The organism is Pseudomonas sp. GL_091 (assembly GCF_057837725.1).
Genome location: NZ_CM174451.1, coordinates 50,155 through 65,559 on the forward strand (window position 1 = coordinate 50,155; position 15,405 = coordinate 65,559).

At 58.7% G+C, this 15,405-nt stretch carries 17 protein-coding genes; 12 read left to right on the forward strand and 5 right to left on the reverse strand.

What is annotated here, in order from left to right:
- Positions 1-30: 30 nt before the first annotated feature.
- The 3 genes from AC3ITY_RS00235 to AC3ITY_RS00245 form a co-directional block, all read right to left on the reverse strand.
- Positions 31-675, reverse strand: a complete 645-nt coding sequence (locus AC3ITY_RS00235) for a dual specificity protein phosphatase family protein (protein WP_489307008.1) — start codon at positions 673-675, stop codon at positions 31-33.
- Positions 676-780: 105 nt separating this feature from the next.
- Positions 781-1,329, reverse strand: coding sequence for a hypothetical protein (locus AC3ITY_RS00240; RefSeq protein ID WP_489307009.1), 549 nt, complete (start codon positions 1,327-1,329; stop codon positions 781-783).
- Positions 1,330-1,414: 85 nt separating this feature from the next.
- Complete coding sequence (locus tag AC3ITY_RS00245; protein WP_489307010.1) at positions 1,415-1,717, reverse strand: hypothetical protein; 303 nt, start codon at positions 1,715-1,717, stop codon at positions 1,415-1,417.
- Between the two features lie 223 nt (positions 1,718-1,940).
- Between AC3ITY_RS00245 and AC3ITY_RS00250 the strand changes: the two genes are divergently transcribed.
- The 3 genes from AC3ITY_RS00250 to AC3ITY_RS00260 all read left to right on the forward strand — a co-directional run bounded on the left by AC3ITY_RS00250 (position 1,941) and on the right by AC3ITY_RS00260 (position 5,593).
- The gene (locus AC3ITY_RS00250) at positions 1,941-2,999 is read left to right on the forward strand and encodes a PA0069 family radical SAM protein (protein WP_489307011.1); all 1,059 of its coding nucleotides are present in this window, start codon (positions 1,941-1,943) and stop codon (positions 2,997-2,999) included.
- Positions 3,000-3,244: 245 nt separating this feature from the next.
- Positions 3,245-3,976, forward strand: a complete 732-nt coding sequence (locus tag AC3ITY_RS00255; RefSeq protein WP_008045785.1) for a carbonic anhydrase — start codon at positions 3,245-3,247, stop codon at positions 3,974-3,976.
- Between the two features lie 90 nt (positions 3,977-4,066).
- On the forward strand, positions 4,067-5,593 hold the full coding sequence (locus AC3ITY_RS00260; RefSeq protein WP_489307013.1) for a SulP family inorganic anion transporter: 1,527 nt from the start codon (positions 4,067-4,069) through the stop codon (positions 5,591-5,593).
- A gap of 119 nt (positions 5,594-5,712) precedes the next feature.
- On the opposite strand, the gene AC3ITY_RS00265 is transcribed toward AC3ITY_RS00260, so the two are convergent.
- Entirely contained in the window at positions 5,713-6,363 is a 651-nt protein-coding gene (locus AC3ITY_RS00265) for a hypothetical protein (protein ID WP_489307015.1), read from the reverse strand.
- A gap of 369 nt (positions 6,364-6,732) precedes the next feature.
- Here AC3ITY_RS00265 and coxB point away from each other — a divergent pair, with 369 nt between their 5' ends.
- From coxB to AC3ITY_RS00285, 4 genes are all read left to right on the forward strand, one after another.
- Complete coding sequence (gene coxB / locus AC3ITY_RS00270) at positions 6,733-7,860, forward strand: cytochrome c oxidase subunit II (RefSeq protein ID WP_223455088.1); 1,128 nt, start codon at positions 6,733-6,735, stop codon at positions 7,858-7,860.
- A gap of 82 nt (positions 7,861-7,942) precedes the next feature.
- The gene (gene ctaD, locus AC3ITY_RS00275; RefSeq protein ID WP_223455086.1) at positions 7,943-9,535 is read left to right on the forward strand and encodes a cytochrome c oxidase subunit I; all 1,593 of its coding nucleotides are present in this window, start codon (positions 7,943-7,945) and stop codon (positions 9,533-9,535) included.
- A gap of 138 nt (positions 9,536-9,673) precedes the next feature.
- Positions 9,674-10,225, forward strand: a complete 552-nt coding sequence (locus tag AC3ITY_RS00280) for a cytochrome c oxidase assembly protein (protein WP_223455084.1) — start codon at positions 9,674-9,676, stop codon at positions 10,223-10,225.
- A gap of 25 nt (positions 10,226-10,250) precedes the next feature.
- On the forward strand, positions 10,251-11,138 hold the full coding sequence (locus AC3ITY_RS00285; protein ID WP_223455083.1) for a cytochrome c oxidase subunit 3: 888 nt from the start codon (positions 10,251-10,253) through the stop codon (positions 11,136-11,138).
- 91 nt (positions 11,139-11,229) lie between these two features.
- On the opposite strand, the gene AC3ITY_RS00290 is transcribed toward AC3ITY_RS00285, so the two are convergent.
- The gene (locus AC3ITY_RS00290) at positions 11,230-11,433 is read right to left on the reverse strand and encodes a twin transmembrane helix small protein (protein ID WP_108218749.1); all 204 of its coding nucleotides are present in this window, start codon (positions 11,431-11,433) and stop codon (positions 11,230-11,232) included.
- Between the two features lie 71 nt (positions 11,434-11,504).
- Here AC3ITY_RS00290 and AC3ITY_RS00295 point away from each other — a divergent pair, with 71 nt between their 5' ends.
- The 5 genes from AC3ITY_RS00295 to AC3ITY_RS00315 are packed head-to-tail and all read left to right on the forward strand — an operon-like array spanning position 11,505 to position 15,404.
- Positions 11,505-12,245: an SURF1 family protein gene (locus AC3ITY_RS00295; protein WP_489307018.1), complete on the forward strand. Its 741-nt coding sequence runs from the start codon at positions 11,505-11,507 to the stop codon at positions 12,243-12,245.
- Positions 12,211-12,804, forward strand: a complete 594-nt coding sequence (locus AC3ITY_RS00300) for a hypothetical protein (protein WP_489307019.1) — start codon at positions 12,211-12,213, stop codon at positions 12,802-12,804. Before AC3ITY_RS00295 ends, AC3ITY_RS00300 begins: the two co-directional genes overlap by 35 nt.
- 10 nt (positions 12,805-12,814) lie before the next feature.
- On the forward strand, positions 12,815-13,885 hold the full coding sequence (locus AC3ITY_RS00305) for a COX15/CtaA family protein (RefSeq protein ID WP_489307020.1): 1,071 nt from the start codon (positions 12,815-12,817) through the stop codon (positions 13,883-13,885).
- Positions 13,873-14,772 carry a heme o synthase gene (gene cyoE / locus AC3ITY_RS00310; RefSeq protein ID WP_489307021.1) on the forward strand — a complete coding sequence of 300 codons (900 nt, stop codon included), beginning with the start codon at positions 13,873-13,875 and terminating at the stop codon, positions 14,770-14,772. The genes AC3ITY_RS00305 and cyoE overlap by 13 nt, the downstream gene beginning before the upstream one ends.
- Positions 14,769-15,404 (forward strand): SCO family protein, encoded by a 636-nt coding sequence (locus AC3ITY_RS00315; RefSeq protein ID WP_223531972.1) that lies wholly within the window; start codon positions 14,769-14,771, stop codon positions 15,402-15,404. The genes cyoE and AC3ITY_RS00315 overlap by 4 nt, the downstream gene beginning before the upstream one ends.
- Position 15,405 lies beyond the last annotated feature (1 nt).

Genomic DNA, 15,405 nt, shown 5'->3' on the forward strand with positions numbered 1-15,405 from the left:
CCCCGTTGCGCCATGCAACGGGGGCTTTTCTTATTCGATATGAGCGGACTTGAACCAGCTCTTCATCGAGCACGCGGCGAACGGGCTGGTGCTGCAATCGCCGTTGGCCAGAGCCGTGCGCAGTTTTTCCACGTCGGCCTGCATCATGTAGCGGATGCCGTCCTTGAAGTGGGTGCTGTCACCAAAGCCGCCCTGGGTCATTTCGTTCAGGGCCTCTTCCTTGGTCCAGCCCTGGATGACAACCCGGTACATGGCCGCCATCAGGCCGGTACGGTCGGAACCGTGTTTGCAATGCATCAACACCGGGCCTTTGGCTTCGGCAGCCTTGATGGCACGCAAGGCCTTGAGCACATCGGCGTCATCCACATGGTTGGTGCGATAAGGCAGTTGTACTTGCGTGATGCCTGGCGTGGACAACCAACTGGAGTCCGCTTCAGGCAGGAAGTTGATTACCGTCCCGACCTTGAGTTTCTCCAGCAGCGGCACCGCCCCTTTGTCCGGCAAGGCGCTGCGATAGAGGGTTGGCGACATTTGAAAGAGGTTGTATTGCTTCTCGACCGGTTGGGCCCAGTCTGCCGGACGCTGCATCACACTGTCGTCAGCAAGTGCCGATGTCAGGTTAACGAGTGCGACCAGCGACAGGCATATTGCGGATAAAAAACGTGGTAAATGCATGCTTGAGCGACCGTTCAGGGACGGGAAGATGGTGGCAAGGATCAGTCATGCACGGTCAAAGGCCTGTGAGCGGACCGTCAAAGAATCGTGAAGTCCGCGCTCAGGTTACAGTTTCAGTTTGATGAATGCTTTGAGCAACTCGTTCAGTGCGGTCCCATAGTCAAACACCTGTCCAGTTTCAGGGTTGCGCTCACTACCTTCAAAAGGCGAGCCGGAATCCGCAGATTTGGTCTCGTACACACCGAGGCTATACAGTTGGTGATCCTCCTCATCAATGTCGAATACCTCAACATCTACTCGAAGTTTGGGTGGTTCAGCGGGAAGACGATAAAGGTACGCTATACCCTCAGGGGCAATTATTTGTTGATGATAAAAAGCGAGTGCAAGTTGTGTAAGGGCGGCAATGTCCTTTTCATCGATACTATTGTCTGGAATGACATTGATATCGGACCATGGGTCAAAATCGAGCTTTGAAGTCTTGCCATCGTCTTTTATATGGAGTGTCACGGATGGAGCAGTCGCGAGAGCATCAGCGAACTGCCCCATTGTTTTGTTCGGATACTCGCCTGCCCTTACTAGCTTGATAACTACCTGCACATCTTCCAGCGTTTCTATTTGTTGTAGATAAGCACCAGTTTTTATGGGCGTGGACATTTTTATCCTCGTGGCTGTCTGGAATGCATGCGGGAGCACGCATGCATTCGGCAATAGCGCTTTCCAGTGATTGGAAAGTCAGGGCTCAGGGATTGACGATACTGGCATAAGCCTTTGCCAGCGCCTGTAGCTTGGCTTTGTCGTCGGCACCGATGCTCCCGTCGCCATCGACATCCTTGCCAACGGACCTGATACTGAACGAGTTACCACGGTCTGTGGAAACAGCAGTGTAAAACTCCGAGTCGACCAGATTTTCAATTTGAATATTATTTTCCGCATCCCAACTTAACTCTTTTCGAGCCAGTTGTAGCGAAACCAGTGTGTTGGGCTCCGAAGGACTCGGTTGCATGAGTTGCAGAAAGATGCCGCGCTGATTAAAGAAAGACATAAATAAATCCTTTTATTTGATCGCTGTTGAGGATGTTGCTTGTCGGGCTGAATATACGGGTGGGTATTGGATCTAACCACTGACTATATGTTTCCTCAGTTTTCTCATCATTGATGAACAAGTAAGCTCATGACGCCCTGTCGCCAGATAAAGGGCTGAGCGGTACTGGTCGATTCGTAGCGGGTCAGATACTGTATGGATATACAGATCAAGGAGTCCGCCGATGGTTAGTCCTCTGCCTTCCCGTGGCCGCGGCACCGCGACCAATCCGCACAACCGCTTTGCACCCAGCCAGTCGGTGACCGAAGACGACGGCTGGTACCAGGAAGTACCGCTCACCCAGGGCACCGAGGTGCGCATCGAAAGGGCAAAAACCATCATTACCCGTAACACTTCACCGGACTTGCCCTTCGACCGCTCGATCAACCCCTATCGCGGCTGCGAGCACGGTTGCATTTATTGCTATGCGCGCCCCAGTCACGCCTATTGGGACATGTCACCGGGGCTGGATTTCGAGACAAAACTGATCGCCAAGACCAACGCCGTGAATGTGCTGGAGGAGCAGCTGTCCAAGCGTGGCTATCAATGTGCGCCGATCAACCTCGGCTCCAACACCGACCCCTATCAGCCGATTGAGCGTGAATACAAGATCACCCGGCAAACCCTCGAAGTGCTCCTGCGTTACCGACATCCCGTGACCATCGTCACCAAGGGCTCGCTGATTCTTCGCGACCTGGACTTGCTGACCGAGCTTGCCAGCCAAAGACTGGTGGCGGTGATGATCAGCCTGACTACCCTCGACGACGAGCTCAAGCGCATCCTTGAACCCCGCGCGGCAGCGCCCAAGGCACGGCTGCGGGCCATCCGGGTGATGCGCGAGGCGGGCATTCCGGTGGGCGTGCTGTGTTCACCGATGATTCCGATGATCAACGACAGCGAACTCGAAAGTCTGCTCGGCGAGGCTCACGGCGCCGGGGCACAAAGCGCCGCTTACATGATGCTGCGCCTGCCGCTGGAAGTGGCGCCGCTGTTCGAAGAATGGCTGGGCACCCACTATCCGCAACGGGCGGCGCATGTGCTGAGCCTGATTCGCCAGAGCCGTGGCGGTGAACTCTACGACAGTCGCTTTGGCGCTCGAATGCGCGGCGAAGGCCCCTTTGCCGACCTGCTGGCACAGCGCTTTGCCAAAACCATCAAGCGCCTGGGGCTCAATCACCGGGAAGGCTTTGACCTGGACTGCAATGCCTTTTGTCCGCCCGGTCGCCAAATGTCGTTGATTTGAGGACAATTGGCCTATGGTTGAGTACTGAAGATCGCGCTCACGCATTAGGCTGGTCACGTTTTTTTGTGACCTGGAACACGCGTCCTAGAGCGTTTTATTCAGTTTCAATTAAGATTCGACCGCTACCTTGTTCATCGAGTGACTGATGGGTCGAGATGTTTGGCCTGGATGTTTTTTAACCAGCCACTGGCTTCACACCGGACGACACGGGAAGATTCCCTGAGCCCGCCAATGAGGATGAATTGATGAGTGACAAGGATAAACAGCCGTTGGCTGCGTCGGCCTCAGCCCAACCCGAGGCCGAAACCGCCGATGCAGCGTTGCAGCATATCGTTGACGGCTTTTTGCATTTTCATCATGAGATCTTTCCTCAGCAGGAGGAGCTCTTCAAGAAACTCGCCACGGCCCAGCGGCCACGAGCGATGTTCATTGCCTGCGCCGATTCGCGCATCGTTCCCGAGTTGATTACCCAAAGCTCCCCCGGCGACCTGTTCGTGACCCGTAACGTCGGCAACGTCGTGCCGCCTTACGGGCAAATGAACGGTGGTGTTTCCACGGCCATCGAATACGCCGTACTGGCTCTGGGGGTGCATCACATCATCATTTGCGGGCATTCCGACTGCGGCGCCATGCGCGCGGTACTCAACCCGGACAGTCTGGAAAAAATGCCCACGGTCAAAGCCTGGCTGCGTCATGCCGAAGTGGCCAAAACCATGGTGCAGGAGAACTGCAACTGCTCTAGCGAAAGCGAAAGCATGCACATCCTCACCGAAGAGAACGTGATCGCCCAATTGCAGCATCTGCGCACCCATCCGTCGGTGGCCTCGCGCATGGCCAATGGTCAGCTGTTTATTCACGGCTGGGTCTACAACATCGAAACCAGCGAAATCAAAGCGTACGACGCCGATCAAGGTTGTTTCCTGCCGCTCAATGGCAGCCTGCCAATTCCCGTGGCGACGCCCAAAGCGCGCTTCTAAACCCTCCTAAATCGTTGTGTGGTTTAGCCGAGGCTGCCGTTGAGGCAGCCTGGCTTTGCCATGCCTGAAGAAAACTTCGGGAGACTCACCATGCGTGCTGCTCGACTCAAAGCTGTTCTGCCACGGGAGCTGCTGGCTTCGGTGGTTGTTTTTCTGGTCGCCCTGCCCCTGTGCATGGGCATCGCGATTGCCTCGGGGCTGCCGCCGGCCAAAGGTCTGATCACCGGCATCATAGGTGGTCTGGTGGTCGGTTGGTTGGCGGGCTCGCCACTGCAGGTCAGCGGCCCGGCGGCGGGCCTGGCTGTTCTGGTATTCGAGTTGGTCCGCCAGCACGGTATCGCGATGCTCGGGCCGATCCTGTTGCTGGCGGGCTTTCTGCAACTGGTGGCTGGCCGTTTGAAGCTGGGCTGTTGGTTTCGGGTGACGGCACCCGCGGTGGTGTACGGCATGCTGGCCGGGATCGGCGTGCTGATTGTTCTGTCCCAGGTGCATGTGATGCTGGATGCCGTGCCCAAACCCTCGGGCCTGGATAACCTGGCGGCCTTCCCGGCGGCGCTGGCTCAGGCGTTGCCCACGTTTGGCTGGCAAGCCGGTTTGCTCGGTTTGTCGACGATCGCCGTCATGTGGCTATGGGAGAAATTCCGTCCGAAATCCCTGCGTTTCATTCCTGGCGCGCTACTCGGCGTCGGTCTGGCCACGTTTGCCAGCCTGGTGCTGGCGTTGCAGGTCAAGCGGGTTGAGGTGCCGGCCAACCTGACGGAGGCCATCGACTGGCTGAAGCCAGCGGATCTGCTCAACCTGGCTGATCCGACCTTGCTGATCGCTGCGTTTGCCGTGGCCTTCATCGCCAGCGCCGAAACCTTGCTTTCAGCCGCCGCGGTTGATCGCATGCACAGTGGTCAGCGCTCGGACTTCGACCGGGAATTGTCGGCGCAAGGTATCGGCAACATGCTGTGTGGCCTGCTTGGGGCGTTGCCGATGACCGGCGTTATCGTGCGCAGTTCGGCGAACGTTCAGGCCGGAGCATCCACGCGGTTTTCGACCATATTCCACGGCCTGTGGTTGTTGGCGTTCGTACTGTTGCTGTCCAGCGTGCTGCATAGCATTCCGGTGGCGAGCCTGGCGGGCGTACTGGTGTACACCGGTTTCAAGCTGGTGGATCTCAAGGTCTTCCGTGGTTTGGGCCGGTATGGTCGAGCGCCGATGTTCACCTATGCGGCAACCGCGCTCGCCATCGTTTTCACGGACCTGCTGACCGGTGTGTTGATTGGCTTCGGCCTGACGCTGGTGAAACTGGCGCTGAAAGCTTCGCGGTTGAAAATCAGCCTGATCGACCTGCCTCAGGAAGGGCAAATGGAATTGCGTCTGGCAGGCGCGGCGACCTTCCTCAAAGTGCCGGCGCTGACCCAAGTGCTGGGTAGTATTCCACCAGGCGCGACGGTGCATGTGCCGCTCAACAATTTGAGCTACATCGATCACTCGTGTCTTGAGCTGCTGGAGGAATGGGGTCGGGCGAATGCGGCCAAGGGTTCGAAGCTGATGATTGAATCGCGGGGGTTGAAGCGCAGGCTTGAAGGGAGGGTTCGTACCAACACGGGCATAGGCGCGGCAGGCTGAGGTCCAATGTGGGAGCGAGCTTGCTCGCGATGGCGGCGGATCAGTCAACATTGGTGTTGAATGACATGGCCTCATCGCGAGTAAGCTCGCTCCTACAGGGGATTGTGTTTACCGATGGATCAAGCCGCCGGCTGATCCAGTTCCAGGCCTACGCCCAAACGGCGGGACATGCACGGCCAGCGTTTCCACGCGGCGCCGGTGTCCGGGCTGTTGAGCTTCTCACGGTAGGCTTCCACCGACTCCAGTGCGAAGCTTTCGTCGTTGAGCATCTCGTCGATGGCGTGATGCACCACTTCGTCCAGTTGGTTGGCGAACGACTCACCGATCAATTGGTGAGCAATCAGGTTGGCGACAGTCATGTCCAAGGGGATCAGTGGCTGGCCGAAATGCTTGATGTACAGGTCGTTGACCTCTTCGACAAACCGGTGCGCCAGATAGGCTTCATCCAGCAGGCTGTCGAGCCCGACATGGCCGGCCATGATGGCTGGCGGCTGGAGGAAGTACTGCTCGGCGATTGCCAGCACCGGTTTGATCTGTGACGCGATGCCCGCTTCCCTGGCGACTTCATTGGCTGCATCCAGCAGATCGGGCACTTCTTCGATGTAGGCGGCGACAAATCGCGTCAGTACGCCGTTGGTATCGGTCTCCGGCAATTGGATCGCCGGGTGCAGGTGAGGCAGTTTACTTTCCAGCTGACGCGTCAGCAGGCCGGTCTCGGCTTCGTGTTGTTGGGCTTTTTGGATCTGCTCGCGCAATGCGGCGGTGTTCATGAAAACTCCAGGAAACAAGGCAATGAAATAGGGAAGACATAACTTAGCTGGCTTACGAAAAATGCTAAGACGCATTTGTCATAATTATTTCATCCTTGAGACGGCCCCGTTATATCGATTAGCCACCACTCGTCTGCATCCTTCTCCATTCGTACCCTGCAAAGCAAGCTAATGCTGTTTCAGATGATTTACGCCTTCGCATTGCGAGGTCAGAGGTGCTGTCTATACTCGGGTTGGAATGGAGTTAGCTGATGACGCCCGACTGCATATGCAGCAAGGCCCGGTGCTCAAGTTCGTAGTCTGATGCAGCCGCTCCCTTGCCGCAGGTGAAAGCCGGCGGGATAACAAGAACGATAAGGGGAACCCGCAATGATGCGACATCCACATGTCTGGATGGGCCTCCTGTTGTGGTCGATTTTCAGTCAGGCGCAAGCGGCCTGGACTGTGAATATGGCGCCTGGAGCGACTGAAATCAGTCACGCAGTATTCGACCTGCACATGATCATTTTCTGGATCTGTGTGGTGATCGGCATCATCGTTTTTGGTGCCATGTTCTGGTCGATGATTCTCCACCGCCGCTCGACCGGGCAGGTGGCCGCCAAATTTCATGAAAGCACCACCGTCGAAATCCTCTGGACCATCGTGCCCTTCCTGATCCTGGTGGCCATGGCGATTCCCGCTACCGCGACCCTGATCAAGATGTACGACGCCAGCGAGCCGGAAATCGATATCCAGATCACCGGCTACCAGTGGAAGTGGCACTACAAATACCTGGGCCAGGACGTCGAGTTCTTCAGCAACCTGACCACCCCCCAGGATCAAATCCACAACAAGGAAGCCAAGGGCGAGCATTATTTGCTCGAAGTCGACAAGCCATTGGTGCTGCCGGTCGGCACTAAAGTGCGCTTCCTGGTGACCTCTGCCGACGTGATCCACTCCTGGTGGGTGCCGGCTTTCGCGGTCAAGCGCGATGCGATTCCCGGGTTCGTCAATGAAGCCTGGACCCGCATCGACAAGCCCGGCATTTACCGTGGCCAGTGCGCCGAGTTGTGCGGCAAGGATCACGGCTTCATGCCGACCGTGGTCGAGGTCAAGGAAAAGGCCGATTACGAAAAATGGCTGGCCGATCGCAAGGTCGAGGTCGCGCAACTCAAAGAGTTGACCAGCAAGGAATGGACCCTCGACGAGCTCAAAGAGCGCGGCGACAAGGTCTATCACACCACCTGCGTGGCCTGTCACCAGGCCGAAGGTCAGGGTCTGCCGCCGATGTTCCCGGCACTCAAGGGCTCGAAAATCGCCACCGGACCGAAAGACGCTCACCTGAGCCTGGTCTTCCACGGCAAGCCCGGAACCGCCATGGCGGCGTTCGGCAAGCAACTCTCGGAAGTCGATATCGCGGCAGTCGTGACCTATGAACGTAATGCCTGGGGCAACAACAAGGGCGACATGGTCACGCCTAAAGAAGTGCTGGAGCTGAAACAGGCGGAAAGCAAATGACCCGGTCTATTGCGCACGTAAGGAACCGGTCGGGGCTACGCGCCCCGGCCTGCCGAGCCCATCTGTTTGCAGGAGACAGAACATGACTGCTGTAATCGATGAACATGTTCATACCGCCACCGACCACGCCCATGGCCCCGCCAAAGGCCTGATGCGCTGGGTGCTGACCACCAACCACAAGGACATCGGTACGCTGTACCTGTGGTTTGCATTCTCCATGTTCCTGCTTGGCGGTTCGTTCGCGATGGTGATTCGCGCCGAGCTGTTCCAGCCGGGGCTGCAGATCGTCCAGCCGGAATTCTTCAACCAGATGACCACCATGCACGGTCTGGTGATGGTCTTCGGTGCGGTGATGCCGGCCTTTGTCGGCCTTGCCAACTGGATGATCCCGCTGATGATCGGCGCGCCGGACATGGCCCTGCCGCGGATGAACAACTTCAGCTTCTGGCTGTTGCCGGCGGCGTTCCTGTTGCTGGTGTCGACCCTGTTCACCCCCGGTGGCGGGCCGAACTTCGGCTGGACGTTCTACGCGCCGCTGTCGACGACCTATGCGCCGGAAAGCGTGACCTTCTTCATCTTCGCCATCCACTTGATGGGGATCAGTTCGATCATGGGCGCGATCAACGTGATCGCCACCATCCTCAACCTGCGCGCCCCCGGCATGACGCTGATGAAAATGCCGTTGTTCGTCTGGACCTGGCTGATCACCGCGTTCCTGCTGATCGCGGTGATGCCGGTATTGGCAGGTTGCGTGACGATGATGCTGATGGATATCCACTTCGGCACCAGTTTCTTCAGTGCCGCCGGTGGCGGAGACCCGGTGCTGTTCCAGCATGTGTTCTGGTTCTTCGGTCACCCCGAGGTGTACATCATGATCCTGCCGGCGTTCGGTGCCGTCAGTTCGATCATTCCGGCTTTTTCGCGCAAGCCACTGTTCGGCTACACCTCGATGGTCTACGCCACGGCGAGTATCGCGTTCCTGTCGTTCATCGTCTGGGCGCACCACATGTTCGTGGTCGGCATTCCGCTGGTGGGCGAGTTGTTCTTCATGTACGCCACGCTGCTGATTGCGGTGCCAACGGGCGTGAAGGTGTTCAACTGGGCCAGCACCATGTGGCAAGGCTCGCTGACGTTCGAGACGCCGATGCTGTTTGCCGTGGCGTTCGTGATCCTGTTCACCATCGGCGGTTTCTCCGGGTTGATGCTGGCCATCGCCCCGGCGGACTTCCAGTACCAGGACACCTACTTCGTGGTCGCGCATTTCCACTACGTGCTGGTGCCGGGGGCGATCTTCGGGATCTTCGCTTCGGCCTATTACTGGATGCCGAAATGGACCGGCCACATGTACGACGAAACCCTGGGCAAGCTGCATTTCTGGCTGTCGTTCATTGGCATGAACATGGCCTTCTTCCCGATGCACTTCGTGGGGCTGGCGGGCATGCCACGGCGGATTCCGGACTACAACCTGCAATTCGCCGACTTCAACATGGTGTCGTCGATCGGCGCATTCATGTTCGGCGCCACGCAGATCTTCTTCCTGTTCATCGTGATCAAGACCATTCGCGGCGGCCCGCCGGCACCGGCCAAGCCGTGGGACGGGGCTGAAGGCCTGGAGTGGAGTATTCCGTCGCCGGCGCCGTATCACACCTTCACCACGCCGCCGGAAGTGAAATGAATACCTTGGCCCCTGTAGGAGCGAGCTTGCTCGCGATGAATGTGAAAGCGACGCGTTTTTCCAGACAGCACGCGTTTTCGTTTGCGCCCATCGCGAGCAAGCTCGCTCCTACAAGGGGCACGGTGGAGGTCCGAAGTCATGGCTGACTCAATTTCGTTGAAGAAACTGGTTACGCGCCTGCTGACCGTGGTGGTGGCGATGTTTGTGTTCGGGTTTGCACTGGTGCCGATCTACGACGTGATGTGCAAGGCCTTCGGCATTAATGGCAAGACCGGCGGGCAGTACGAGGGTGAGCAAACAGTCGACACCTCGCGGCAGGTGCGTGTGCAGTTTCTGTCGACCAACACTGCCGATATGCCCTGGGACTTCTATCCCAAGGGCGAGGAACTGGTGGCCCATCCGGGGGCGGTGAACGAGATGATCTTCATCGCTCACAACCCGACCGATAAGCCGATGAGTGCCCAGGCCGTGCCGAGTATCGCGCCGAGTACTGCCGCTGCGTACTTCCACAAGACGGAATGTTTCTGCTTTACCCAGCAAGTGCTGCAGCCCGGTCAACGGATCGAGATGCCGGTACGTTTCATCGTTGACCGTGACATGCCCAAGGATGTGAAGCACCTGACGCTGTCTTACACGCTGTTCGATATCACCGCCCGACATCCACCGGTAGCTGTAAACACTGGCGGCTGAGCGTGCCCGATAAGGAGAACAATAAATGGCAACTCATGAACATTATTACGTTCCCGCCCAGAGCAAATGGCCGATTATCGCCACGCTCGGCATGGTCACCACCGTGTACGGCCTGGCCACCTGGTTCAACGATCTGAAAGCGGCGCGTCCGGAATCCCACGGGCCGCTGATCTTTTTCGTCGGCGGGCTGTTGGTGGCTTACATGCTGTTCGGCTGGTTCGGTACGGTAATCAAGGAAAGTCGCGGTGGTTTGTACAGCCCGCAAATGGATCGCTCGTTCCGCTGGGGCATGAGCTGGTTCATCTTCTCGGAGGTGATGTTCTTCATCGCCTTCTTCGGCGCGCTGTTTTATGTGCGTCACATCTCCGGGCCGGCGCTCGGTGGTGAAGGCGCCAAAGGCATCGCGCACATGCTGTGGCCGAACTTCCAGTTCACCTGGCCGCTGCTGAGCAACCCCGACTCGAAACTGTTTCCGCCGCCCAAGGAAGTCATCAGCCCCTGGGGCTTACCGCTGCTCAACACCGTGTTGCTGGTGAGCTCCAGCGTGACCGTGACCATCGCCCACCATGCCTTGAAAAAGGGTCATCGCGGCGCACTGAAACTTTGGCTGGCGCTCACCGTGTTGCTGGGCTGCGCGTTCCTCACGTTCCAGGCTGAAGAGTACATGCACGCCTACCGCGAACTGGGTCTGACCCTGGGGTCGGGCATCTACGGCGCGACCTTCTTCATGCTCACCGGGTTCCACGGCGCCCATGTGACCATCGGCACCATCATCCTGTTCGTGATGCTGATGCGGATCATGCGCGGGCACTTCGACAGCGAGCACCAGTTCGGCTTCGAAGCGGCGAGCTGGTACTGGCACTTCGTGGATGTGGTGTGGATCGGGCTGTTTGTTTTCGTCTATGTGCTCTAAAGCAGCTTGTAGGAGCTAGCTTGCTCGCGAAGGTGTATCAGTCGAAATCAAAGTGTCTGACACACCTTCGCGAGCAAGCTCGCTCCTACAGCTACCAGGGGGCATGGGAAACCAGTTGGCCGCTGAAAAAACCCCAGGCGATCAGACCGAGGGTAAGGGCGGCCAGCGTCACTCGCACACTCAAGGCAATGACGAGGCGGTTTGAGCGGCTGTCGTCCTTGACCAGAAAAAACAGGCCGCTGAACAGGCTGACAACCGTGGCAATCAGCATCAGGACGATGGCTGCTTTGAGCATGGTGAGACTCCGGGGGGACAAGCGATGCATTTGAGTATAGCTATCGCGGTGACCGAATTTCTGGCGATGCCATGAAGCGCTTTCGGCCGGGTATCGTGCCAACGCTGGTGGTCGCGTTGTTGCTGCCGCTACTGGTGTCCCTGGGGTTCTGGCAATTGAGTCGGGGCGCGGAGAAAAGCGCGCTGCTGCAAAACTACGCCGAACGCCGCGCCGCCGAGCCGATGGCCAGCACCGAACTGCAACACACCACCGATCCGGCCTTCCGCCGGGTTCACCTGCACGGCCAGTTCGATGCCGAACACAGCCTGCTGCTGGATAACAGTCAACGCAACGGCAAGGTCGGCGTCGAGCTGTTGCAACCCTTTCACGATCAGGCCACCGGGCTTTGGCTGCTGGTCAATCGCGGCTGGTTGCCTTGGCCGGAGCGCCGCACTCCACCGCAATTCAAGACACCTGGCGAAGCAGTCAGCCTCGACGCGTGGGTCTACGTCTCCCCCGGGGTGACGTTCCAATTGCACGCAGATCCTACAACGTTGACATGGCCGAAGCTGATTACGGCCATTGAGCCAACCAAGCTCTGGACAGCACTGAACCGCGAAGGCTTTGCCTACGAACTGCGCGCCGAAACCGGCCCCGCCACCTATCAGGCCGACTGGCCAGTAGTCGCCATGGGCCCGGAAAAACACATCGCTTATGCCGTGCAGTGGTTCGCCATGGCAATTGCCCTGTTCGGTCTTTATCTCTATCTCGGCTGGCACAACGCAAAGGAGAAACACCATGGGAGCAGCCATGAATCCACCCAGCATGTCTGAGGCGAAACCGTCGGCGAATCGACGTAAGGGCCGCTTGCAACTGCTGCTGATCCTGCTCGGGGTGATCGGTCCGATGATCCTCGCCACCGGCATGTACAAGCTGAATTTCTGGGTGCCCGAGGGCCGCAGTTATCACGGCGAACTGATCGGCAACGGCCAGACCCGCGCCGATATCGGCGTGCAGGCCCAGGAAGATCGCTGGCAGATGCTGGTGACGGCGCCCAAGGATTGCGCGGTGGACTGCCAGCAACTGGTGTACCTGGCGCGGCAGATCCAGATCGGCCTCGGCCGCGATGCGTCCCGCGCCAGCCATGCATTGGCCGCCGCGCAGGCGCTGAACAGCGATTACGAGACTAAACTTCAACGCGAGTACCCGCAGTTGCAACGCTATTCACTGGACTTGCCTGCCTACACAAAAGGCGCTCAGAGCAATGACGCGCCACACCTGTGGATCATCGACCCTCACGGCAATCTGGTGCTGCGCTACGACCCGTCGGTGAAGGGCAAGGACCTGCTCAACGATCTGCGCCACCTGCTGAAACTGTCGAACATCGGATAAGGGCATCGTCATGGCCAAACCTGGATTTCGCCTCGCGCTGTTTGCCACCTTGCTGGCACTGATTGTGGTGTTGCTCGGCGCCTATACCCGCCTGACCCACGCCGGCCTCGGCTGCCCGGATTGGCCTGGCTGCTACGGCTTTATCAGCGTGCCAAAAAGCGAAGCCCAACTGGCACATGCCGAATTGCATTTCCCGGACACTCCGGTCGAGGCCCACAAGGGCTGGAACGAGATGGTCCACCGCTACTTCGCCGGCACGCTGGGAGTGTTGATCGCGGTGTTGGCCGGTCGTGCGTGGGTGCATCGCCGCCATCCCGGGCAGCCGGTGAAGCTGCCGTTGTTTCTGTTGGCGGTGGTTTTTGGCCAAGCCGCGTTCGGCATGTGGACGGTAACGCTCAAGCTCTGGCCGCAGGTGGTCACCGGGCATTTGCTGGGCGGCTTCGCGACCTTGAGCCTGTTGTTTCTGCTGACCTTGCGCCTGTCCGGCGTACTGCCGGCGCTGACCGTGCCACGACGTTTGCAGCACTGGGCGACGGCGGGGCTGTTGCTGGTGATCGGGCAAATCGCCCTCGGTGGCTGGGTCAGTTCCAATTACGCCGCCGTGGCCTGCATCGACTTTCCGACCTGTCACGGCCAGTGGTTGCCATCGGCGGACTTCGCCAACGGCTTCCACCTGACCCAGCACATCGGCCCGAACTACCTCGGCGGGCAACTGGACAGCGACGCCCGTACGGCCATTCACCTGACTCACCGTATCGGCGCCCTGCTAGTGACCCTGGTGCTGCTCGGTCTGGCCTGGCAACTGAAAGCAGTCGGCATGACGCGACTGGCCGGTCTGGTGCTGATCGCCCTTGGCGCACAAATCACCCTGGGCATCAGCAACGTGCTGTTCCATCTGCCGCTGCCGGTGGCCGTGGCGCATAACGCGGGTGGGGCGGCGCTGTTGCTGACCATGGTGCTGGTCAATTACCACGCCCGAACCAGCCTGGTCCGGGTCAAGCAAGCACGCTGGCACTTCAGCCCGCGTAAACACTCAGCCGGGCCCATAACAATAAAAGGAGAGATGCCATGGCGATTCTGATCGGCGAACGTCCCAGACAGGCGATCTGGCGCGACTACCTAGAACTGACCAAGCCCAAAGTCGTGGTGCTGATGCTCATCACTTCACTGGTGGGAATGTTCCTCGCGACCCGTGCGGGGGTGCCGTGGACGGTGCTGATCTTCGGCAACCTGGGCATTGCCCTGTGTGCCGGTGGCGCAGCGGCGGTCAATCATGTGGTGGACCGGCGCATCGATGCGGTAATGGCGCGCACCCACAAACGGCCGCTCGCCGAAGGCCGGGTTTCGCCGACTGCCGCGTTGACGTTCGCGCTGGTATTGGCGGTCTTGGGACAAGCCATGCTGCTGGCGTTTACCAATCCGCTGACTGCGTGGCTGACCCTCGCCTCGTTGCTCGGCTACGCGGTGGTCTACACCGGATTCCTCAAGCGCGCGACTCCGCAGAACATTGTCATCGGTGGTCTGGCCGGTGCTGCGCCGCCATTGCTCGGCTGGACTGCCGCCACTGGTCACGTCAGCGCCGAACCGCTGCTGCTGGTGCTGATCATCTTCGCCTGGACCCCGCCGCACTTCTGGGCGCTGGCGATCCATCGCAAGGAGGAATACGCCAAGGCCGACATCCCGATGCTGCCGGTCACCCATGGCGAGCACTACACCAAGATTCACATCCTGCTTTATACCTTCGCATTGCTTGCCGTCAGCCTGATGCCTTATGTGATCCACATGAGCGGCACGCTCTACCTGGTCTGCGCGCTCGGGCTGGGCGCACGGTTTCTGCATTGGGCCGTGGTGCTGTACCGTGGCACTCGGCCGCACGCGGCGATCAACACGTTCAAGTACTCTATTTACTACTTGTTCTTGCTGTTTATCGCCCTGCTCGTAGACCACTACTTACTGTTGAACCTATGACTCGAACCCAGAAAACCGTCTTTATACTCGTCGCCTTGATCGCGCTGATCCTGGGCCTGACCGTCAACAAGGTGCTGTCCGGAAAAAACCAGGGCGATCCGACGGCGCTGATCGACGCCGGCATCATTCTGCTGCCGCAGAGCCGTAATCTGCCGGACATAACGATGACCAATCAGGACGGCCAGCCGGTTGCAATCAATGAATTGAAAGGCAAGTGGAGCCTGCTGTTCTTCGGCTACACCTTCTGCCCGGACATCTGCCCGACCACACTCGCCCAGTTGCGACAGATCAAGAGCGAGTTGCCGCCAGAAGCGGTGGATAAACTGCAAATCGTGCTGGTCAGCATTGACCCCAATCGCGATACGCCCAAGCAACTCAAGCAGTACCTGGGCTACTTCGACCCGCAGTTCATGGGCCTGACCCCGGCGTCGACCGATGAGCTGCAAAAGATCGCCAACGCGGTGAGCATTCCGTTCATTCCGGCGGACACTAGCAAGCCGAACTACACCGTTGACCACAGCGGCAACCTCGCGGTGATCGGGCCGGACGGCACTCAGCGCGGGTTTATTCGGGCGCCGTTGAATAATGCGAAGTTGGTGGCGCAGTTACCGGTGATGCTCAAACGCAACTGAA